The following is a 1,197-nucleotide window of genomic DNA, read 5'->3' on the forward strand; positions in this document are numbered from 1 at the left end:
AGCTCTGCTGCGTTATAAACACCATCATCGCCGGTGCTTTCGAGTGTGATACTTGGTGTCGCAATGACGTTATCAGTCACGGTAACCGTAACATCTGCGGTATCTGTCACTGTACCATCACTAATGGTGTAGCTAATTGTCGCTTCACCATGGAAATTATCTGCTGGTGTAAACTCTAGTTGGCCATCAACAATAGCAACAGTACCTTGCTCTGCTGGTACTGTTGCCCCAATAATAGTAAGCATGTCGCCATCTACGTCACTGTCATTCGCCAATACATTAATAGTGATCACACCACCATCTTGTGTACCTGATGCAATATCCGCTTCGGCCACTGGCGCGTCATTTTGAGCAATATAGGTTGGTGTCACACTGCCTACCGCTGTCAAGCCGCCAGTGTCAATTGTCGTAATACTAACTTTAGGTAGAACCACACCGTTATTAACCGCATCAACACCCGCTTGGGTTAAAACCACTTTACTATCCCCATGTAAAGAATAGTAACCAGCGTCATTGCTACCCGGTGTAAAACCAAAACTCGACACACCATCTTCTGCATCAGAGATATGAAAGTTTGCGACTATCGTACCCACCGTTGCTTCATTTTCATTAAATGCGGTTACTGTTGTAACCACGATCTCTGGCGCATCATTTGTTCCATTAATCGTCACAGTCACGTCTTGTTTCGTGCCATCAACTGACGTCACTTCAAAGGTTTCTTCTCTACTTTGTCCCACGCTCATTTCATCAAATGTACCGTAGGCATTAAATGTCCAATTACCATCAGTATCAATATTGAACTTGCCGTGTTTGCCATATATGGTATTTGGAGTGAAGGTATTATCAGCATTGTCCACATCGCTAGACGTTAGGGCGCCGTTCAAGGTCAACGCTGTATCGGTTTCAGACGCCGTCACACTTGTATCACCACCAATCACTGCCCCATCATTGGTGCCCGTAATTGTCATGGTGACAACTTGCTCTGTGCCGCCCGCCGTTGTCACTGTAAATTCTTCCACAGCACTTTCGCCAACGTTCAATTCATCAAAAGCACTGTTCGCGTTAAACGTCCACTCGCCGTTCGCATCGACACTAAATGTACCATTCTCTCCAATGGTCGTTTTCGCTATAAAGGTGTTGTCTTCATTATCAACGTCTGTCGCCGTCAAGGTACCAGACCAAGATAAAGGTGCATCC

1 protein-coding gene is annotated in these 1,197 nt (G+C 45.6%); it reads right to left on the bottom strand.

What is annotated here, in order from left to right; genetic code table 11:
• Positions 1–1,197: cadherin-like domain-containing protein (locus I8J31_RS20440; protein WP_199470436.1), on the bottom strand; the 1,197-nt coding region annotated here is incomplete at both ends.

This window comes from Marinomonas transparens (genome assembly GCF_016463975.1).
Classification (GTDB): Bacteria; Pseudomonadota; Gammaproteobacteria; order Pseudomonadales; family Marinomonadaceae; genus Marinomonas; species Marinomonas transparens.